Annotated in this window: 21 protein-coding genes; 11 read left to right on the forward strand and 10 right to left on the reverse strand. The window is 53.6% G+C overall.

What is annotated here, in order from left to right:
* Positions 1-76 precede the first annotated feature (76 nt).
* Positions 77-1,288, reverse strand: coding sequence for a phosphoserine phosphatase SerB (gene serB, locus ACPXV9_RS13240; RefSeq protein WP_423897923.1), 1,212 nt, complete (start codon positions 1,286-1,288; stop codon positions 77-79).
* A gap of 132 nt (positions 1,289-1,420) precedes the next feature.
* Between serB and ACPXV9_RS13245 the strand changes: the two genes are divergently transcribed.
* The 7 genes from ACPXV9_RS13245 to ACPXV9_RS13275 all read left to right on the forward strand — a co-directional run bounded on the left by ACPXV9_RS13245 (position 1,421) and on the right by ACPXV9_RS13275 (position 9,895).
* Complete coding sequence (locus ACPXV9_RS13245) at positions 1,421-2,569, forward strand: hypothetical protein (protein WP_423897926.1); 1,149 nt, start codon at positions 1,421-1,423, stop codon at positions 2,567-2,569.
* Between the two features lie 155 nt (positions 2,570-2,724).
* Positions 2,725-3,111, forward strand: coding sequence for a MerR family transcriptional regulator (locus ACPXV9_RS13250; protein ID WP_423897929.1), 387 nt, complete (start codon positions 2,725-2,727; stop codon positions 3,109-3,111).
* Positions 3,112-3,154: 43 nt separating this feature from the next.
* Entirely contained in the window at positions 3,155-4,324 is a 1,170-nt protein-coding gene (locus ACPXV9_RS13255; protein WP_423897931.1) for an isovaleryl-CoA dehydrogenase, read from the forward strand.
* Positions 4,325-4,521: 197 nt separating this feature from the next.
* Positions 4,522-6,129 carry a carboxyl transferase domain-containing protein gene (locus ACPXV9_RS13260; protein WP_423897933.1) on the forward strand — a complete coding sequence of 536 codons (1,608 nt, stop codon included), beginning with the start codon at positions 4,522-4,524 and terminating at the stop codon, positions 6,127-6,129.
* 14 nt (positions 6,130-6,143) lie between these two features.
* A complete protein-coding gene (locus ACPXV9_RS13265) occupies positions 6,144-6,944 on the forward strand; it encodes an enoyl-CoA hydratase/isomerase family protein (protein ID WP_423897936.1) in 801 nt (266 codons plus the stop codon).
* Positions 6,945-6,957: 13 nt separating this feature from the next.
* On the forward strand, positions 6,958-8,979 hold the full coding sequence (locus tag ACPXV9_RS13270; protein ID WP_423897938.1) for an acetyl/propionyl/methylcrotonyl-CoA carboxylase subunit alpha: 2,022 nt from the start codon (positions 6,958-6,960) through the stop codon (positions 8,977-8,979).
* Between the two features lie 13 nt (positions 8,980-8,992).
* On the forward strand, positions 8,993-9,895 hold the full coding sequence (locus tag ACPXV9_RS13275; protein ID WP_423897940.1) for a hydroxymethylglutaryl-CoA lyase: 903 nt from the start codon (positions 8,993-8,995) through the stop codon (positions 9,893-9,895).
* A 27-nt stretch (positions 9,896-9,922) separates the two neighbouring features.
* Here the strand turns inward: ACPXV9_RS13275 and ACPXV9_RS13280 are convergent, their stop codons facing one another.
* The 8 genes from ACPXV9_RS13280 to aguB form a co-directional block, all read right to left on the reverse strand.
* Positions 9,923-10,645, reverse strand: coding sequence for a hypothetical protein (locus ACPXV9_RS13280; protein WP_423897943.1), 723 nt, complete (start codon positions 10,643-10,645; stop codon positions 9,923-9,925).
* Between the two features lie 110 nt (positions 10,646-10,755).
* Positions 10,756-11,094 (reverse strand): hypothetical protein, encoded by a 339-nt coding sequence (locus ACPXV9_RS13285; protein WP_423897946.1) that lies wholly within the window; start codon positions 11,092-11,094, stop codon positions 10,756-10,758.
* 62 nt (positions 11,095-11,156) lie between these two features.
* Positions 11,157-11,951 carry an SDR family oxidoreductase gene (locus ACPXV9_RS13290; RefSeq protein ID WP_423897948.1) on the reverse strand — a complete coding sequence of 265 codons (795 nt, stop codon included), beginning with the start codon at positions 11,949-11,951 and terminating at the stop codon, positions 11,157-11,159.
* A 122-nt stretch (positions 11,952-12,073) separates the two neighbouring features.
* Positions 12,074-12,733, reverse strand: coding sequence for a 2-hydroxychromene-2-carboxylate isomerase (locus tag ACPXV9_RS13295; RefSeq protein WP_423897951.1), 660 nt, complete (start codon positions 12,731-12,733; stop codon positions 12,074-12,076).
* Between the two features lie 105 nt (positions 12,734-12,838).
* A complete protein-coding gene (locus ACPXV9_RS13300; RefSeq protein ID WP_423897954.1) occupies positions 12,839-13,888 on the reverse strand; it encodes an AraC family transcriptional regulator ligand-binding domain-containing protein in 1,050 nt (349 codons plus the stop codon).
* A gap of 25 nt (positions 13,889-13,913) precedes the next feature.
* Positions 13,914-14,492: a DUF1415 domain-containing protein gene (locus ACPXV9_RS13305; protein WP_423897955.1), complete on the reverse strand. Its 579-nt coding sequence runs from the start codon at positions 14,490-14,492 to the stop codon at positions 13,914-13,916.
* A gap of 50 nt (positions 14,493-14,542) precedes the next feature.
* Entirely contained in the window at positions 14,543-15,634 is a 1,092-nt protein-coding gene (aguA, locus tag ACPXV9_RS13310; RefSeq protein ID WP_423897958.1) for an agmatine deiminase, read from the reverse strand.
* A 20-nt stretch (positions 15,635-15,654) separates the two neighbouring features.
* Complete coding sequence (gene aguB, locus ACPXV9_RS13315) at positions 15,655-16,539, reverse strand: N-carbamoylputrescine amidase (RefSeq protein WP_423897961.1); 885 nt, start codon at positions 16,537-16,539, stop codon at positions 15,655-15,657.
* Positions 16,540-16,728: 189 nt separating this feature from the next.
* Here aguB and ACPXV9_RS13320 point away from each other — a divergent pair, with 189 nt between their 5' ends.
* Together ACPXV9_RS13320 and ACPXV9_RS13325 are read left to right on the forward strand one after the other, a co-directional pair.
* Positions 16,729-17,232, forward strand: coding sequence for a DUF4112 domain-containing protein (locus tag ACPXV9_RS13320; RefSeq protein WP_423897964.1), 504 nt, complete (start codon positions 16,729-16,731; stop codon positions 17,230-17,232).
* Positions 17,233-17,359: 127 nt separating this feature from the next.
* Entirely contained in the window at positions 17,360-18,874 is a 1,515-nt protein-coding gene (locus tag ACPXV9_RS13325) for a DUF3336 domain-containing protein (protein ID WP_423897966.1), read from the forward strand.
* A gap of 21 nt (positions 18,875-18,895) precedes the next feature.
* Here ACPXV9_RS13325 and ACPXV9_RS13330 read toward each other — a convergent pair whose 3' ends face one another.
* Positions 18,896-19,984 carry a hypothetical protein gene (locus tag ACPXV9_RS13330; RefSeq protein ID WP_423897969.1) on the reverse strand — a complete coding sequence of 363 codons (1,089 nt, stop codon included), beginning with the start codon at positions 19,982-19,984 and terminating at the stop codon, positions 18,896-18,898.
* A gap of 279 nt (positions 19,985-20,263) precedes the next feature.
* Here ACPXV9_RS13330 and ACPXV9_RS13335 point away from each other — a divergent pair, with 279 nt between their 5' ends.
* Together ACPXV9_RS13335 and ACPXV9_RS13340 are read left to right on the forward strand one after the other, a co-directional pair.
* The gene (locus ACPXV9_RS13335) at positions 20,264-20,473 is read left to right on the forward strand and encodes a cold-shock protein (protein WP_423897970.1); all 210 of its coding nucleotides are present in this window, start codon (positions 20,264-20,266) and stop codon (positions 20,471-20,473) included.
* 162 nt (positions 20,474-20,635) lie between these two features.
* Positions 20,636-21,250: a GNAT family N-acetyltransferase gene (locus ACPXV9_RS13340; RefSeq protein ID WP_423897972.1), complete on the forward strand. Its 615-nt coding sequence runs from the start codon at positions 20,636-20,638 to the stop codon at positions 21,248-21,250.
* Positions 21,251-21,256 lie beyond the last annotated feature (6 nt).

A 21,256-nucleotide genomic window follows, 5' to 3' on the forward strand; every position in this document is an offset into this window, starting at 1 on the left:
CTTTGTCATTCCGAACAAAGTGAGGAATCTCTAACCCAAGAGATCCTTCACTTCGTTCAGGATGACAGGGAGCCGGTTATACCCCGTCGCGATCCCTGAAGCCAATCAAGTACAAAATCGCATCCAGGCCCAGCGTTGATATTGACTGCTTGGCCGATGCTTTCACCAGAGGCTTGGCGCGGAAAGCAATACCCAACCCGGCAATACTCAACATCGGCAGGTCATTGGCACCGTCTCCCACAGCAATAACCTGCTCCAGTGAAATATTTTCCCGCTCGGCCAGCTCACGCAGCAATTCGGCCTTGCGCTCACCGTTCACCACCGTGCCTTTAACCTCACCGGTAACCTTGCCATCAACCACATCCAGCTCATTGGCATAGACGTAATCGATACCAAGTTTACTCTGCAGGTAACGACCAAAATAATTAAAGCCACCGGATAAAATAGCCGTCTTGTAGCCCAGATCCTTCAGCGTACTGATCAAATGCTCAGCACCTTCGGTAATGGGCAACTGCTCAGCGATGGACTGCAACACACTTTCATCCAGCCCTTCCAGCAACGCCATGCGACGAGCAAAGCTCTCATTGAAATCCAGCTCACCGGCCATGGCCGCCTCGGTAATTTCCGCCACCTGATCACCAACGCCTGCGGCCTTGGCCAGCTCATCAATCACCTCGGCTTCGATCAGGGTCGAATCCATATCAAAACAAACCAAACGCCGGTTGCGCCGGAACAGGTTGTCTTCCTGGAAAGCAATATCCACATCCAGTTCGGCAGACAGCTCCATAAAATCGGAGCGCAACTGCCCAAGATCCTCAGGCGTACCTCGTGCAGAAAACTCCACACAGGCTTTGGTTTTCTCATTCTGATCATCCAGAGCCACACGACCAGACAAACGGGTAATGTTGTCAATATTCAGGTTGTGACGTGCGGCGATGGCGGTCACCCGGGAGATCTGCAGAGAAGTAATGCGGCGCGCCAACAAGGTTACGATATGACGCCCCTTGCCCTGCTGCGCTACCCAGCTGTCGTACTTGGCCTCTGCGATAGGCTCAAAGCGCACCTGCATTTCTAACTCGTGAGCCTTAAACAGTACATCCTTCAACACCGGGGACGACTCAAAAGCCTCGGGCACTTCAACCAGCAACCCCAAAGTCAAATTGTCGTGAATCACCGCTTGGCCAATATCCAGAACATTGGCTTCATACTGGGCGAGGATTGCAGTAATGGCGGAAGTGACACCCGGCTTATCTTCACCGGAGACATTAATCAAAACAATTTCTTTCACAGTCAAACTCTTACTTGAAGGCCACTGCTCGTATAGCCATGGCTGAGGTGACGTGATTATAGCTTTACTCACCGCCTAGACTGAAATACTCTTCGCGCATAATTAAAAATGACCTGAGACGACCGCCCCTTCATGGACCTTCAGCTAATTCTTGGCCGCCTGCGATCCCCCCTGTTTTTGATCGCCCTGACCGCAACCCTGGTCCTCAGTCTCAGCTATACCGTTTTCACCCAGCAGCAACAGCAACTGATCGATCAGCGCACCAGCCACTATGGTAATGCTCTGGCCAAACTGACAGCCAAACAAGCCGCCAACGCCACACTCAATAACGATCTGGTCAGCCTTCAGGTGAGCATGGAAAACATCGCGGATAACCCCGATGTGTTGAGTGCTACTATTTACGACGTTGAAAACCGTCTGCTGGTACAGGCCGGAGACTCACCCAAACTGGGTGGCTATTCCCGCCACAACAGCGCCACCTACACCGCCCCGATCACCCTGCACGACAGCATTGCCGGTTACGTCGCCATTACCATCGACACACAGAGCCTGTTGCAGCAACAGGAATCCGGCTGGCTGATTGGCTTTATTGCCGTCGCCCTGATGTTGATGGGCTTCAGTCTGATGGGAGGCAATCCACCTCAGACAACTGCCGCAACCAAGTCATCGGACAGTGACACCGGGGCAGATCCCACACCAGAAGCTGCCAGCCAGCCTCCAGTTAACGACGACACCAAGGTGACATTGTTACTGCACACCCTCAATCTCGACACCCTGCGCAAACAGATCAGCGGCTCGTTCCGCAGCAAACTGCTGTCTGATCTGGGCAAAAAAATTGAAGGCGTCAACACCCTCTACAGCGGCAAGCTGGAACATGCCAGTGAACACTGGCTAACCCTGAGCTACAGTGGCGACGATGTTGCCGACGCCTCGTTCCGCGCCACCTGCGCCAGCATGCTGCTGTTCGAACTGATCAATGGCAGCGACAAGCCGCTGCATCTGGAGGTCAGCGCCGCCATCTACCCGCACCATGACAAGCACCTGCTTAGCCAGTTTCTGGAAGACAGCAAACTGACCGGCAACTGCCAGAATCTACTGCAAACCACCCGGACAGGAGAGCTGTTCCTTCACAGCGACCAACTCAGCGACAGTCTGGAACAGCGCCTGAAAACCCAAGACCGGGATGAAGACTGGAAGCAGGTTACTGAACTGCAAGCGGCCTATCAGGATCTGCTAACCAAGCAGGCCAGACAACTCCAGCACATGCTGGATCATCTTTAAATCGAAAGCGGCCCCCTAGGGCTCAATCCCCTTCTATACTCAATAACCTGCCCAATTGATTAAAATTTCCGCAACCCGAATCTTTACGTTAACGTAAAGGTAAGCTATATTTTGCTCACCCTGATATGACAGGCACTCGACACAGGCGCAACCCCATGAGCAAAACCTACAGCATTTCGGAGCTGGCCAAAGAGTTTGATATCACCACCCGAACCATTCGTTTCTACGAAGACAAGGGCATGATCACTCCCCAGCGCAACGGTCAGACCCGCATATACAGCCCGGCAGATCGCACCAAACTAAAGCTGATTTTGCGCGGCAAGCGTCTGGGCTTCAGCCTCGATGAAAGCTTCGCCATCATCGATATGTACAACCCCAAGGGCAATAACGCCGGACAATTACACACCCTGATTGATGGCATTCGCGAACGCCGCTTGGCCCTGCAACGGCAAATGAAAGAACTGCAAGACATGCTGCAAGATCTGGACGACGCCGAACAGCGCTGCCGCGAGGCACTGCCGGACGCCGACACCGCTTCTTAATCACAGACCTATTTACAAGCACACAATCTGGAGAGACCGACCCATGAACGTTTCCTATCCAACTCTGAACTTCGACCTGGGCGAAGACATCGATATGCTGCGCGACAGCGTTTACAACTTCTGCCAGGCCGAGCTGGCTCCCCGCGCCGAGGAAATCGATCGCACCAATGAATTCCCCATGGATATGTGGCGCAAATTTGGTGACATGGGCCTGCTGGGCCTGACCGTCGAAGAAGAGTACGGTGGCACCAACATGGGTTATCTGGCCCACTGTGTGGCCATGGAAGAAATCTCCCGCGCCTCAGCCTCCGTGGGCCTGTCCTACGGCGCCCACTCCAACCTGTGCGTCAATCAGATTCGCAAGAACGGCACCCACGAACAGAAACTCAAATACCTGCCGAAACTCTGCTCCGGTGAGCACGTGGGCGCTCTGGCCATGTCCGAACCCAATGCCGGCAGTGACGTCGTCAGTATGAAACTGCGTGCCGACAAGCAGGGTGACAAGTACATCCTCAACGGCAACAAAATGTGGATCACCAATGGCCCCGACGCCAACACCTACGTCATCTACGCCAAAACCAATATAGAAAAAGGCGCCTGGGGTATGACCGCCTTTATTGTCGAGCGTGATTTCCCCGGTTTCTCTCGCCATCAGAAGCTGGACAAACTGGGCATGCGCGGTTCCAACACCTGCGAGCTGGTGCTCGAAGACTGTGAAGTGCCGGCGGAAAATATTCTCGGTGAAGAAGGCAAAGGCGTCGCCGTGCTGATGTCCGGCCTGGACTACGAGCGCACCGTTCTGTCCGGCGGCCCCATCGGCATTATGCAGGCCTGCATGGACATCGTGGTGCCCTATATCCACGACCGCAAACAGTTCGGCCAGTCCATCGGTGAATTCCAGCTGATGCAAGGTAAAGTCGCCGACATGTACACCGAGCTCAACGCCTCGCGCGCCTACCTGTACGCCGTAGCCAAAGCCTGTGACCGCGGCCAGGAAAGCCGTAAAGACGCCGCTGCGGTGATTCTCTACACCGCTGAAAGAGCCACACAAATGGCACTGCAAGCGATCCAGACACTGGGCGGTAACGGCTACATCAATGAATTCCCTACAGGCCGCTTACTGCGCGACGCCAAGCTCTATGAAATCGGTGCCGGCACCAGTGAAGTACGTCGCATGCTGATTGGTCGCGAGCTGTTTAACGAGACCAAGTAACGCCAACTCTTTTCTGTCTACTACCAGAATTTGGCAGAGGAGCTGACAGGTGGTTCGGGTAGTTTGTTGTCAGACCGTTTGCCGCATGGATGCGGCAACCGAGCTTACAAGGATGTATTCACAGCGTGTCTGAGAACAAGCTACCCGAATCGCCACGCACCGAAACTCCGTCCACAGCCCAACACCGGAGACACTAGATGGCCACCATCAAATCAAAAATTAATACCCGCGCCGCAGACTTTGCTGAAAACGCCGAGCATATGCAGGCTCAGGTTGATGACCTGAAAGACAAACTCGACGCCATCCGTAAAGGCGGTGGCGAAAAAGCCCGCGAGCGTCACACCAGCCGTGGCAAACTGCTGCCTCGTGATCGAGTGCACGCACTACTCGACGAAGGCTCTCCGTTTTTGGAGTTATCACAGCTGGCCGCTTTTGATGTTTACGGTGAAGACGTTCCCGCCGCCGGCATTATCACTGGCATCGGCCGCGTTAACGGTCAGGAGTGCATGATCGTTGCCAACGATGCCACCGTAAAAGGCGGTACCTACTACCCATTAACCGTCAAAAAACATTTACGCGCCCAGACCATTGCCGAAGAAAACAATCTGCCCTGCATTTATCTGGTGGATTCCGGCGGTGCCAACCTGCCGCGGCAGGAAGACGTGTTCCCCGACCGCGACCACTTCGGCCATATCTTTTTCAATCAGGCCAATATGTCTGCGAAAAACATTCCACAGATTGCGGTGGTCATGGGTTCCTGTACCGCAGGCGGCGCTTACGTACCGGCTATGGCAGATGAGTCCATCATTGTCAAAGAACAGGGCACCATTTTTCTCGGTGGTCCACCACTGGTAAAAGCCGCCACTGGCGAAGTAGTTACCGCCGAAGAACTGGGTGGCGCGGATGTTCATTGCCGCACCTCCGGTGTGGCCGATCATCTGGCTCAAAATGACCATCACGCCCTGGAGTTGGCGCGCACCGCTGTCAGTCGTCTAAACCGGGTAAAACCGGTGAACATGGACATTCAGCCCGCCGTCGAACCACTCTACGACACCCGCGAAATTTACGGTGTGGTGCCAAAAGATTCCCGCAAGCCCTACGACGTCCGCGAAATCATTGCGCGCATTGTCGACGGCTCCGAGTTCGATGAATTCAAAGCTCAATATGGCAACACACTGGTGTGTGGCTTTGCCCGCATCTTTGGCTACCCGGTGGGCATCGTTGCCAACAACGGCATTCTGTTTGGTGAATCCGCACAAAAGGGTGCGCACTTTGTCGAGCTGTGCGCGCAGCGCAAAATACCCCTGGTATTTTTACAAAACATCACCGGTTTTATGGTGGGCAAACAATACGAACACGACGGCATTGCCAAACACGGCGCTAAAATGGTGACCGCGGTCGCCACCGCCAAGGTACCTAAATTTACCGTTTTAATCGGCGGTTCTTTCGGTGCCGGCAACTACGGTATGTGTGGCCGCGCCTACGATCCTCGCTTTCTGTTTATGTGGCCCAATGCCCGCATCTCGGTGATGGGTGGCGAACAGGCCGCAGGCGTTCTGGCACAGGTGAAACGCGACCAGAAAACCAAAGCCGGTGAAGACTGGAGTGCCGAGGCCGAGACCGAATTCAAACAACCAATTATCGACACCTATGAAAAACAGGGTCACCCCTACTTTGCCTCCGCGAGACTGTGGGACGACGGCGTGATCGATCCGGCCGATACCCGGATGGTATTGGGGCTGTCTTTGTCAGCGTCCTTCAATCAAGAAATCGAAGACACCAAGTTCGGTGTCTTCCGGATGTGACGGAGCGTCGAACCATGACAGACACACAGACCAACAACGTATTAATTGAACTCGACGAACGCGGCGTGGCCACCGTCACCCTGAATCGTCCGGAAAAACACAACGCCTTTGATGACGCCATTATTGCTGAATTGACCGAGGCCTTTAACAGCGTCGATCGCAATCCCGATGCACGCATTATGGTACTGGCCTCCAACGGCAAAAACTTTTCTGCCGGCGGTGACCTTGGCTGGATGAAGCGCATGGCCAGTTACAGCTACGAGGAAAATCTGGCCGACGCCAACGCTTTGGCCACCATGCTGCACACCCTTAATTTTATGCGTAAACCTACCATTGCCCGGGTACAGGGCGCCGCCTTTGGTGGTGCCGTGGGCTTGGTGAGCTGCTGCGATATGGCTGTGGCCACCGAGCGCGCCAGCTTCTCTTTAAGCGAAGTGAAAATCGGATTGCTGCCGGCCACCATCAGTCCCTACGTAGTTGCAGCCATGGGTCAACGCGCCTCGCGCCGCTATTTTTTGACAGCCGAGCGCTTTAAATCTGACAAGGCGCTGGCACTGGGGCTGATCAGTGAAGTGGTTGCCGAGGAGCAACTGGATGACTGCATCAACGGTTTAATCGACAACTTACTGGGCAACAGCCCGGCCGCCATAGAGGCGTCCAAAAAATTGATCTTTGATGTCAGCGGCAAAGACATTAACGGCGAATTAATGAATCAAACCAGCGCGCGCATTGCCGCCATTCGTGTATCCGAAGAGGGCCAGGAAGGACTCACCGCTTTTCTGGAAAAACGCCAACCCCGCTGGATAAAAAATTAAAGGAGAGGCCATCATGTTCAATAAAATTTTGATCGCCAACCGTGGTGAAATTGCCTGCCGCGTTATTCGCACCGCCCGCAAAATGGGTATTCGCACGGTCGCCGTTTACAGTGACGCCGACAAAGATGCGCTGCACGTCAGCATGGCCGACGAAGCCGTGCATATCGGCGCCGCCCCATCCCGTGAATCCTATCTGCAGTTTGATCGCGTCATCGATGCCGCAAAAAAAACCGGCGCTCAGGCGATTCATCCCGGCTATGGCTTCCTGTCGGAAAACGCCGACTTCTGCAAAGCCTGTAAAGATAATGACATCGTTTTTATTGGCCCACCCATTGGCGCCATCGAAGCCATGGGTTCCAAGTCGGCCGCCAAGCAGATCATGGAGCAAGCCGGCGTGCCGCTGGTACCCGGTTACCACGGCGAAGATCAGAGTCGCGACATCATCAAGCAAAGCGCCGATGACATGGGGTACCCGGTACTCCTCAAAGCCGCCGCCGGTGGCGGTGGTAAAGGCATGCGTCAGGTCTGGAATGAATCGGAATTTGACGAGGCATTAGAAGCCGCGAAACGTGAATCCCTGAACGCCTTTGGCGATGACAAGATGCTGGTAGAAAAATATCTGACCCAGCCGCGCCACGTGGAAATTCAGGTGTTCTGTGACCAACAGGGCAACGCCGTCTATTTGTTTGAACGGGACTGCTCCGTACAACGCCGACACCAGAAGGTGATTGAGGAGGCGCCGGCACCGGGCATGGAACCGGAACTGCGTGAAGCCATGGGGCAGGCGGCGATTCAGGCCGCGCAGGCCATCGACTATCAAGGCGCTGGCACGGTTGAGTTTCTGCTCGACGTCGACGGCTCTTTCTATTTTATGGAAATGAACACCCGCCTGCAGGTGGAACATCCGGTTACCGAAATGATCACCGGGCAGGATCTGGTGGAGTGGCAACTGCGGGTCGCCGCCGGTGAGCCACTGCCACTGCAACAGCGTGATCTGCAAATCAAAGGTCACGCCTTTGAAGCGCGCATCTACGCCGAAGATCCGGAAAATGATTTTCTGCCGGTCACCGGGACCCTGTCGTTCCTGCAAACGCCGGACACCAATGATAATGTCCGGGTAGACACCGGCGTTCGTCAGGGCGACGACGTCAGCGTTTACTACGACCCGATGATTGCCAAGCTGATCGTCTGGGACGAAGACCGGGATAAAGCCCTGGCGCGCCTGACCAAAGCGCTCAGCGAATACCGCATCAGCGGCATGACCACCAACATTGATTTTCTCTACAATCTGGCCAGTTGCGCACCTTTCCGTCATGCGGATCTGGACACCGGTTTTATCGAGAAACATCACTCGGTGATTTTCCACGACGACCAATATGAAGTGGAAAAGGACTTGCCATTAGCCGCACTGTATCTGCTGTTGAAACAGGAGAATGAAGCCAAGCTGCAATCCCTGCTGTCCAAGGACCCAACCTCGCCATGGAATCAGACCAACGCCTGGCGCTCGGTGTTTGATGATGTGCATCGCCTCAATATCGTATTTCACGAGCAGGAATATCAGCTGAACGTTACCCAACAACAGGTGGGCAATGTGACCCGCTACAGCATCTGCCACCTTAACCAGCATGGCAGCAGCCAAACCATTACGGCTCAGGGAACGCTTGAAAACAATACCCTGCGTGCCAATCTGGACGGTTATCAATTTACCGCCACCGTCGCCGAGCATGACAACACCTTCAGCCTCTACACCCAATACAGCGCCCTGAGTTTCAGAAAAGCCGAGCCCGACATGGGTGATCAGGATGCCGATGCTGGTGCTGGTGGACTGAGCGCCCCCATGAACGGCACCATGGTAACCCTGCTGGTGGAAGCCGGCAGCGACGTCAAAAAAGACGATGCCCTGCTGGTGATGGAAGCCATGAAAATGGAGCACACCATTCGTGCGCCAGCCGATGGCACGGTGAAAGCGTTTTATTATCAACCGGGAGAACTGGTTGACGGCGGCGCCGAACTGGTGGACTTTGAAGCCAGCTGATATGGAGACCAAAATGACCTTACCCAAGCACGTTCGCATCGTCGAAGTCGGCCCCCGTGATGGTCTGCAAAATGAAAAGCAGCCCATCAGTGCCGAGACAAAAATCGAACTGATCGACAAGCTGGCCCGTGCCGGAATCAGCTATATCGAGGCCGGCAGTTTTGTGAACCCCAAATGGGTACCGCAAATGGCCGGCAGCGATGAAATTTTTGAACGCATGCCTCGGGGCGAAGGCGTTACCTATGCCGCCCTCACCCCCAATATCAAAGGCTATGACAGAGCCGTGGAGGTGGGCGCCACCGAAGTCGCCATTTTTGCTGCAGCCTCAGAGGCGTTCAGCCAGAAAAACATCAACTGCTCGGTGGCTGAAAGTATCGCGCGGTTTGAACCGATTATGGCGGCCGCCAAATCTGCGGGAGTCAAAGTCCGCGGTTATGTCTCCTGTGTGGTGGGCTGCCCCTACGAAGGCGATGTCGCACCGGAGAAAGTGGCTCAGGTTGCCCGCCAATTATTGGACATGGGCTGCTACGAAGTATCACTGGGCGACACCATTGGCGTCGGCACCCCGGCCAGTATTCAGGCCATGCTCAGGGAAGTACTAAACGTCGTGCCAGCGGAAAAACTGGCCGTGCACCTGCACGATACCTACGGTCAGGCTCTGGCCAATATTCTGGCATCACTGCAAATGGGCATCCGGGTAATCGACAGTTCCGTGGCAGGCCTCGGAGGATGTCCCTACGCCAAGGGAGCCTCTGGTAATGTCGCCACCGAAGATGTGGTCTATATGCTCAACGGTTTGGGGATTGAGCACGGTATTGACCTGCTAAAACTGATTGAAGCGGGAGACTATATTTGTCGGCAACTGGATCGCTGCAATGGCTCCAAGGTGGCGCTGGCGATGCTTGCCAAACAATAACCTCCCCAAAAAGACTGGAGGCTTTGTTTAGAGAGAGCCTCCTATCAAGATCTCACGGCCATGATGGGTCATCATGTAATCGCTATAACGCTGCTCGATTTCGGGGATCAGATGTCGGTAGCGCTTATGCACCACCATCATCACCGGCAACTGATAACCCGAGGCAAATGACGTAATCTGTACTTCCAGGCCCAATTCGTTGATGGCGTTCCTGCCAGGCCCGGCAAACTCAATTAAATAATCCACCCGTTTGGCGGCCACCATTTTCAGCCCCTGATAAATAGTGGTAATGGGCTCTGCGGTTAACTTTGCCTGATCCAGATAAGCCCGGACGCTGGAACTGCCACGAACATACAGCAGACGCACATCTGGCTCGGATAAGCCTTTGGAATCATCACGACCAAACAGCACCAGATGCCCCATGGAAACCGGCGGCGATAGGGGCAGTGCCACGTCTGAATTCTCAAAATAATGACGGGTTTTTCCACAAATACCGTCAAGGCGACCGCTTTCCAATTCCGCCTCCACCCGTATTCTGGGGAAATGGGTCATATGAAATTCATAGCCCATGGCGGTAAAAACCGCAGACAGGGCCTTATCAATTTCCTGAAAGACCCGATTACTGTCTTTCATGCCACAACCAAAATGGACAACTTTGGGATTGTCTTGGGCACCGGCAGCGGCACTCAAAAGCAATGCCAGAGCTACTGATAAAACGGCAGCGGATACCTTCATTCCCTTGTACGCCACACGGACTCCACTCTGAAACGACCCTAAAACAAACATCAGCTTAGCAGCTGCTCGCAACCCTGCTCGGCTCTTAACAATAATTAAACACCACTGAGAATTTCTGCTGTGACTTAATCAGAGGTTCTCTGAGAAAAGTAGTCGGACATCCAGTCATACAGCGTCTGTGCACTGACATCCTGCAGCTCAACCACTTCAAAATCACTGCCCGGATCTGAGGCTTTGTAAGAAAATTGGTAGCGCAGAATATCCGGCTGCTCATCATGCACAATGATAATGATGCGCTTACCGCTTTTGAGACAATCAATGGTCATGGCATCGGCGGGGATACCACTTTGGCGCATACTGCGACTGATACCCACCACCGGATCAATCGTGCTGAAATCCTGTTGAATTTTTGTATGGGCTTGCTGGGTCAGATCAGCCAACTTGAAAATGGGTTCGTCAGTCAATGGTCTTGCTCTGGTTGGGAAAAATCCAGAGCAAGACTAAACGTTTCAACCACAGGATTCCATTAAAACAGCGAAGCGTGCTGACCACCGTCAATAACAATATTCTGTCCCACAATAAACCGTGACAACGGACTGCACAGCATGGCCGCCATCGGTGCCAGATCATCGGCGTCGGCGATAAAGCCGGCAGGAATCCTGTTGTTATCCTGAAAGTGCTCCATCACCACTTCCTGCTTGTTTTCCAGCCCGAACGCATCGGCGTAGTAACCCATGGCCTCTTCAAATCCCTCGGTGCGAAACATGCCGGGCAAGAGATTATTGATGTTAACGCCATAACGGGCGATTTCTCTCGACACACTGGCGGTGTAATTGATTAACGCCGAACGGGCAGGCCCTGACATCAAACGCCAGATCATCGGATTCTTGGCCGAGAAGGTGGCAATGTTAACAATGCGCCCCCAACCCTTATCCTTCATAACCGGAATGTAATTGCGCATGATTTCAATGGGACCGATCAGCGCGGTCTCCACCGAATCTCGCCACATTTCAGGTGTCACCTTGAGAAAATCACCATTGGGATTGGGCGGCTTAATGGTAATGGTCAGAATATCGGGGTTGGGACAGGCTGCAAACAAGGCCTTGCGTCCCTCTTCGGTGGAGGAATCTGCCACCACCGGCGTTACCGGCACACCGTATTTTTCCGATATTTCCCGAGCCGCGTTGCGCAAGCGCTCTTCACGCCGGGCGCTGATATAAAGTTCGGCGCCGGCTTCAGCCAGACGTTCAGCGGTTGCCCGTCCCATACCGGCACTGCCACCGGCCAACAGTGCTGTTTTACCTTTGATTTGTAAATCCATGATGTTCTCCAGGCCTTTTTCAGGCAATAGGGTGCCGCTTACCGCCTCAGTCGGTAACGACAGTGATGAAACATTTGAAAATTATGGACTGAGAAACAGCCCTGATACTTACGCCGCCCTGATTAGTTGCGCAGCCCTAATTGATCGAGCCGCCAACGCAGGGTATCGATGCGGTCCTGGCCAAAGAACGGCTCACCGTTGACCACCATGGTGGGCACTCCCCAGTGACCGGAAGCCTCCAGTGCGGCCTGATTTTTGTCTACCTCAGCCAATGGGTCGTATTGCTGCAGTGAAGCCTCCATCTCGGCAAGATCCAGCCCCGCCGCAGCCACTGCATCCGCCAGACGCTGCCCCTGATCCCAACCGGGCTCGCCGCCCCAGACCAGATGCGACACTTGGTAGGCGAGATCAATGCCTTTGCCCTGGCGTTCAGCCTCCACCCCCAGAGATACCAAACGATAGATATAGGGCTGATCTTTAGCAACGGTGAATGTCTGCAGATCCTGCACCACCGGATCGGGGCTCGGGAACGCTATTGGCATCCCCAAAAATTCTGCCCTTCTGGCGGCATCCATCAGGATATAACCCACTTTCTTCTGCCCCTCGACATCGTCGAACAGGGTCTCTTTGGCGCGCACTGCGATCGGCAGTACCGGGCGCAGTTTGACTTCAACGTCATAATCCTCGCGCAGCCTCAACAGATCCGGTGTCACCAGATAGGAATAGGGGCTGCGAAACGACCAGTAGACATCGACAACGGTTTTTGGGGGATTCTGCGCCATGGGTGATAACCTCATTATTATTGATTTCAAATAGGGGTAAGGAACTCCAGATCAATAATAGAAGTCTTCCGTCCGATCCACCGCTCATTTGCGGCCAAACAGAGGTCAGTCCTGACCGGGTCTGGAATCAGAGCCATTCTGATCGCGATATTCATGGGGTGTCAGCCCCACCCAGCGTTTAAAACTGCGAGCAAAATTGGAGGGATCACTGAACCCCAGATCGTAGGCAATGGTCGTCACCGGCAGGCCATTGACCGCCAGTAACTCACGGGCCCGTGCCTCACGCACACCATCGACAATTTTCTTATAGCTGGTTGCCGAGTTACTCAACTGACGGCGCAAACTGCGCTCCGACAAACCCAGCGCTGCAGCGGCCGCATCGATCGCCAGAGGGTGATAGTGATTGCGAATAATCACCCCTCTTACCTGGGCCTCGATCCCCTGATCAAAAAACGACTCGGCCATTTGCTTCTCACACAAACGCACCATATTCTGATGCATCAGAGGGTCGGTACCGGGCAGAGGCTGCTGCAGAAACTGATCAGGAATAATCAGTTGATTGAACGGCGCGTCAAAACGAACAGCGAATCCCAGTAGACCTTCCAGAACCTCCGGATCAGGTGGCGGCGACAAGGCCATGTCTGCCCGCAACGGCAAATCTTCACGCTGCAAAACCAGCTTTAACAGATTTTCTCCGACGGTCAGGCAACTGCCGATCACGAAGTAGTCGATCTCCTTAACATCCAGTACCGGTTGCCAGCGCAGCAGAATATTGTCGCCATCGTGCAGATATTCGAGCGAGATAATGGAAAAGTTCAGCGACAGATATTGCTGCAAGACTTCCAGCGCAGTAGATAACACATCGCTGCTGATGGCTGCCGTAATCGGCAAACCGATGTGTATGGGGTTGTAGCGCGCCCCCATGCGCGGTCCGAGGTGCGGATCACCGGTCAGGGCCATGGCGTTGGCGGCAAAGGTTTTATGCTGCTCAAAGGTGCAGCGGAAATCCGGATTACTCAGGTCATCGTGGCCCAGGCCGGTATTTTTCAGCAAGGCATCCGCACAGTAGCCTTCCGCCACAAGCGTACGATAGATAAAGCCGATGTAGTTAATCGTCAGTGCCGCATCTTTTGCGGTAAAACCCCGGTGCGCCAAAGGTCAGCCCTTTATCGAGTTATCATTATTGGGATGGGCCAGCGGTATCGAAGCAGGCCTGCAACATGGCTTTTATTTTGGCTTCACCCAGCTCTTGCATCAACTGGATATTGCGGCTCGGAATATTATCCGGGTCGGGATAATTGGCGATAGCCCGCTCCAGACTGTCTTCGCGAATCAGATGCAGTAAGGGATAAGGAGTTCGGTTGGTGTAGTTCTCAACATCAGCCGCTGTGGTTCCGGCAAATTGATAATCCGGGTGAAAGCCCGCGATCTGATAAATGCCTTCCAATTGCAGCTGTTGCAGCAGCGTCTCGGCCGATTCCAGAAAGTCGTTGTAGTCAAAAAAATCCCGCAGCACCTGCGGATGAATCAGCAACGTGGTCTCTATCTCAGGGTGACTCTGCAACAATTCAAATTCCTGCCGCAGGACATCAAGCAGCAGCCCTTGTGAATCAACCTCGGTAACCGTGAAACGGATGCGCCCCTTGACCAATTCACGTTTGGCAAAGGGGCACAGATTCAGGTCCACCACCAGAGTTTCCACCCAGTGGCGTACGACGTCAGCAATGGCTTGTTGCTCGAGAGTATTTTGCTGGTTCAAGTCAGTCTCCGGTGACAAGCGCCACCGGAATCAACCTCTGACTGGAGAGATCAAACCGCCGGCACTTGCTGGGTAATGCAGTGAATATTACCACCGCCCAGCAGAATCTCCCGACTTTTTACGCCCACCACCTCGTGATCGGGAAAAATCCGCGCCAGTATGGCCAGCGCCTGCTCATCGTTGTCGGGATCCAACTGCGGACAAATAATGCGACCATTGGTAATCAGGAAGTTGGCATAGGAACCACCCAATCGCTCCCCGGCTTCGCGATCTTTGCTGTCACTGGGTTCGATACCCGCCGCCTCTTCTTCGGTCATATACAGAGGACCGGGTATGGGCAACTTGTGAACCTTGATGGCCCTCCCCCTGGCATCCGTTGTCGCTTCCAGCAGCGCCAGACCTTCGCGACAGATGTCGTACATCGGGTCAGCCTCGTCGTCACACCAACTCAGTATCACTTCACCCGGACGGGCAACGTGCAGAATATTATCGATATGACCATTGGTCTCATCGTGATAGAGGCCGCGCTTGAGCCAAACCACCTTGTCGACGTTGAGATAATCCTGCAACAGCGACTCAATCTCCTGCTTGGAAAGGTCGGGATTGCGGCTCGGGTGGAGCAGACATTCTTCGGTGGTGTAACAGGTGCCCTCACCATCGACGTGAATGGAACCCCCCTCAAGGATCAGAGGCGCTCGATAGCGATTTTCACCGCGCATTTCCAACACCTTGCAGGCTACCTGATCATCGAGATCCCAGGGAAAGAAAAGACCATCCACCAGTCCTCCCCAGGCATTAAACTCCCAATCCACACCGCGCAGATCGCCTTTACCATTGACCACATAGGAAGGCCCGGTATCACGCATCCAGCTGTCGTTATTACTCATTTCCACCACCTGAATATGTTCAGGTAATTGCCGCCGGGCTACAGAATATTGCTCGGCCGATACGCACATGGTGACCGGTGTCACCTCGGCAATGGCTTTTGCCACTTCAACGTATTCGGTCTGAGCGGGCTTGGCCCCCAAACGCCAACTGTCCGGCCGCTGCGGCCAGACCATCAAGACAGTCTGCTGAGGCTCGTGCTCTCCCGGCATATAAAAACCATCTGTACGGGGTCTGCTGTGATAGGTTTCACTCATAAGGAGTCCTCCGGGCGAACTCAAAAGGGTGAATTTTCAGCACAGGCCATGGTACCTATGGGGCCGTATAACTCGGGACGACGATCGCGAAACAGCCCCCAGCTGCGGCGGTATTTGGCGCAGGCATCCAGATCAATCTCAGCATAGAGAATGGTTTCATCGGTGCGATTGGCTTCGGCAATCTTGTCACCGGTGTGATCGGTGATAAATGAGGAACCATAGAAGGTGGTAGTAATACCGTCATCCTGTTCCACCCCTGTGCGGTTGGAGGCAATCACCGGCATGACATTGGCGGCAGAATGGCCTTGCATCACGCGCTGCCAGTGGCCACTGGAATCCAACGTCGGATCCTGAGGCTCAGAGCCAATGGCGGTAGGATAAAACATCACTTCGGCACCCATCAGTGCACAACTGCGCGCCGTTTCCGGGAACCATTGATCCCAGCAAATACCCGCACCAAAGGTGCCATAGCGGGTATTCCACACCATAAAGCCGGTATCCCCGGGTGAGAAATAAAACTTTTCACAATAACCCGGGCCATCGGGAATATGGGTTTTACGGTAGTTATCCAGCACCGTACCGTCGGCATCGATCATCACCAGCGAGTTAAAGAACGTGTTGTTGTCGCGCTCGTAATAACTGATCGGCAACACCACGGCCAACTCTGCAGCCAGTTTCGCAAAACGCTCGATCAGCGGATTACCTTCCAGAGGCTTGGCCAGATCCAGATAATCGTAATTCTGAACCTTGCAGAAGTAAGGCGCCTCAAACAGTTCCTGCAGCAGTATAACCTGTGCACCATTGGCCGCCGCCTCTCTGACCGTGGCCTCACACTTCGCCATATTGGCTTCAATATCCCAGCTAATGGCCAACTGGGTGGCAGCAAATTTCACAACGCGACTCATGGTAGTTCCCTCTCATAAGACAAGTAAGTTATTGGTATAGCTGACGCTCTGCCAGTGGCAAAGAATACAACCAATTTATCAGTTTTCCCGAGTGTAGGGTTAAGCCCGAACCCTGAGATATACCACCCAGGGGGTAAATATTTCGGTATGATCCATTCAGACCTTATCGCGCAACACCGGAACAACACCATGGATTCAGCCCCAAAAACTACCCAGAACGACATTCGCCAGCAGGAAAAACTGCACGCTCTGACCGGGCGATTGGACAACTACGCCAGCCTGCTGGACAACAAGTTCCGCATTCCCGGCACCAACATTCGTTTTGGCTGGGACGCTCTGCTGGGACTGATTCCCGGGATTGGCGACACCATGACTTTGCTGTTCTCCGCCGTCATTCTGATTGAGGCCAAACGCATCGGAGCGCCCAGAGCCCTGTTGGCAAAAATGGCGGCCAATATGGGCATTGAATGGCTGGTGGGCATGATCCCCGTGCTCGGCGATGCCTTTGACGTTTACTGGAAGGCCAATATCCGCAATATGGATCTGCTGAAAGATCATCTGGCAGCACAAAATCCCGACCTGATCCTGCCGGAGGCTCCGGCTCCGGGCAAAGGCTGGTACTGGAGCCTGATTTTGATTGGCGGACTCTTCCTCTATCTGGTGTTCCTGTCACTGCAACAGCTGCCGATCTGACCCACCCAATAAAAAGCCCGAAAAAGATAAGGGAATGTCACCTCGCGTGACCCCATTGGTATATTCCAAGCCAACGTCTTGACACTATAATCAAAACAACAACGAGATCGTAAACGAGGATTGCACGATGTTTTCCGCTGTAAAGAAGTATGAAAAGGCCATGGCCAACGCCCAGAATTACAAGGAATGGGCGGAGGCTGCCCGCAAGCATGACATCAGTTCCGGCAACAACCGCTGGAAAATCATGGATCAGTCCCGCCGATTCGACTACGTTTCGATCCGCATCCGCCTCGATCGCCTGCGCGCCCTGCGAGCACGCCACGACGACCACGGTCTGTTGATAGCCCTCAATGAAGGCATTCACGGCAATATGGGCGGCATGGGCAAAGCCGAACTCTACACCCGCGCCAAACTTGGCACCAAGCAACTGGTCATTGATTATGTCGATGAAATTGTTGACGCTCTGGAACGCATCGCCGACCCGGACACCACAGACATCAGCTTTGAAGACAAGCTCGACTTCTTCCGTCGCGCCCACCATTGTTTTGGCACCACCGCGCTGATGATGAGTGGCTCAGGCTCTCTGTTGTATTTTCATGTGGGCGTAATCAAAGCATTAACCGAAGAGAAGCTGCTGCCCAATATTTTCTCCGGGTCCAGTGGCGGCTCCTTTGTTGGCAGTGCCGTGTGCACCAAAACCGACGATGAACTGATGAAACTGTTCGACTCGGACACCATCGCATTTCAACGTGACCGCAAAGAAGGCTTGCACGGCCTGATCGACGACTTTCTGGTGCGCCACATGGAAGTGGATGAAATCAGAAGCAAGATCGATGAAATCATCCCCGATATGACATTCCAGGAAGCCTACGAAAAAACCGGGCGTCATATGAATGTCTCGATCGCACCGGCTGAACACCACCAAACCTCGCGCTTGCTCAACGCCTTTACTTCACCCAACGTCTTTATCCGTGACTCGATTATGGCTTCTGCCGCAGTTCCCGGTGTCTACCCTCCGGTCACCCTGATGGCCAAGGGTCCCCGAGGTGAGCGTCAGGCTTACCTGCCCAGCCGCAAGTGGGTGGATGGTTCCGTAAGCGATGATCTGCCGGCCAAACGACTGGCCAGACTCTATGGCGTCAATCACTACATCGTCAGTCAAACCAATCCGCACGTGGTGCCATTTGTAAACGACGCCAAGCGGGATTCGGATATCAGCACCATTCTCAAGAACGCCTCCATGCGCACCATCCGCGAATGGTTTAATGCCGGAGCCGAAATCATGCGCCGACCGCTGGGTCGCTACCCGACCATCAATCGCATGATCAATATTTCCACTTCTGTGATCAATCAGGATTACGTGGGTGACATCAACATCCTGCCACCTACCACCATGGTCAATCCATTCAAGATTCTGTCACACCGCAGCCTGGAAGAGATTGAGAAAATGGTCCGCATCGGCGAACAGTCGACCTGGCCCAAGATCGAGATGATCCGCATCCAGACCAAAATCGGTAAAACTCTGGACCGTATCCTTCACGATTATGAAGAGCGATATGTAGCGCAGGCCTGCGAAGCACCAGCGAAATCGACCAAGCCTGCCAAAGCCAAGAAAAAGAACAACGGGCTCAAAGCCATCTGAGCCGTTTGTGCCCATCCCCTGTCAATCAGGATGGGGGATGCGCAAAATTCTATCGCCCAGAAACGACCCGACAAACAACTGATCATCCACCTGCTGTACGACGGTACCGGCTCCCATGGGAGCTCCAGACTGGGACAACAACTGCCGGGTCTGCATGGTTTCCGGATCCAGTTCAATCACCCGAAACAGTCCCGGGCAAGCCTTGCGACCATCGGACAGGCATAATCGGATATCCCCCAAAGTAAAATCGTGAGAGGCCACCAACAGCTTGCCATCGGCAGACCATTGGGTGTTGTCCGGATGCAGGATATCGGCTTCAGCAATCACACGAGCCTCGTGGCGATCGAATTTGATCACTTTGGAATTCAACCAGAGATTGATAAACAGAGTATCTCCATCGGGGCTGATTTGCAGGCCATTGGGGTAGTCTCCGGAAAAATCCCCCACCCGCTTAAAAACCTCGCCATCCCAGTGCAACAGGTGCCCGGGATTAAACCCCAGCAAAGCTCTGGCTTCAGCCCAGCTCAGGGTTCCTACTTTGCCTTCGGGCTTGGGAAACATATGGGTTGCCATCAGCCCGCCTTCCGGCAGCGCCACCACATCGTTAAAGAAGGTTTGTGCCGGTGGTTCAGCACAACCACGCCAGAGGATATCGAACATGCCATCCTGCTGTGTCACCTCATAAAACTCGATGGCTTCGCGGGTACCGTGATTGACCACCAGCAGCTGCCAACGATCGTCAGCACGCTTCGAAAGATGAATACCATGGGGAGCCAGATAATCCGTGGGCGGCACCTTACAATCGGCACTGCCCCAGCGCTCATCACCTTGTACCCGCTGATGATTTAAAACCACTTTGCTGCTATCGACACTATCCAGCAGTGACAGGCGCCCGTAAATGGCGCCATGTTGCTGCTCCATTTCACTGACAATCAGGGTTCGGCCATCCGGCAGCAGCTCCATATCTTCAGGACTTTGCCAGCCACAAAGGGGCACGCGATCACCCACCGGGGCACAATCGGTGATCTTTGCCGAGTCATCGATACACCCTGTCAGCAACAGAGCCAGAACTGAAACACCTAAAATTTGCCGAATATTGAAAGACATCATGTCATTAAAGACCTTGTTTATTATGGTTAATTGGCTGTTTACGCATTAAATACCCATAGGATCACCGGTTTCCATGCGATCTTCACTCAGTTTTATAGACATTAAAAGCAGGGTTCTATAAAGTTGCTATCAGCTAGAAAGAAGTCTTTTATTTACATCCTAAGTACCGCAGTTTTGACAGTAGTATCTCGACCTGCAGTTGCTAAGTTCCAGTCTGTATTTCCAAGCGACAACGGCCTCTTTGAGGCATTTATTTACAATTTAACTCAGGTGATTACCATGTCTAACACTGTTACCGGTACCGTAAAATGGTTTAACGAAACCAAAGGTTTTGGCTTTATTGAGCAAGAGTCTGGCCCAGACGTTTTTGCACACTTCAGCGCCATCACTGGCTCTGGCTTTAAAACTCTGGCCGAAGGCCAAAAAGTTGAGTTCACTGTAACTCAAGGCCAGAAAGGCCCTCAGGCTGAGAACATTACCCCTCTGTAACATTGTTCCTCTGTAAGTCTGTTGCCGAACCGATAGGCGCGCTGTAATTACGCAGCCGCTGCCTTCAAAAAAGGGCGAGCCTTATCATATGGCTCGCCCTTTTTTATTGCCTTCAGGCTTTGCTAGAGTTGAGCACACATCAATCAAACCAAACCCAGCATCATGAACATTGAGTTTCGCCCAGCCCACCCGGGCGATTGCGATCAGGTCGTACCGCTGATTCACAGCTCCGGACCCAAAACCTTCCGCTATGTTTTCTCCGTCGATTACAGCGATCAGTCACTGGACTTCCTGCGGCAGGCTTTTATTGTTGGCGAAGGTCAATTCAGTTATTCCGAGCACTGGGTCATTGTGGCCGACGGCACCATAGTGGGCTGCGGCTCACTGGCGAATCCCGATAATAACCTGTCGCATATGCTGCAAGCCGTGAAACAGATCTTCGGATTTTACGGCCTGCTTAAAGGTATCGGCGTGTTGCTGCGCGGACTCAAGGTTGAGCAGGTTATTCCCCCAGCCAAATCCGGAGAAGCCTATATATGCAATCTGGCAGCTAAACCCCAGGGCAGGGGCTACGGCTCACGAATGATTGACCACCTGATCGGCATTGGCCAAAGCAATAACCTGACGACTGCCTCTCTGGATGTGGCCGACTCCAACACGAACGCCAAAGCTCTCTATGCGCGCATGGGATTTCGCGAGATAGTGCATCGCTCTGCACAACGCCACTACAAATGGGGGCAACTCGAAGGTCATACCTATATGACGAAAGATATCTGAGGCGAC

The sequence above is a fragment of the Candidatus Pelagadaptatus aseana genome (genome assembly GCF_040362265.1).
Taxonomy (GTDB): domain Bacteria; phylum Pseudomonadota; class Gammaproteobacteria; order Pseudomonadales; family Cellvibrionaceae; genus Pelagadaptatus; species Pelagadaptatus aseana.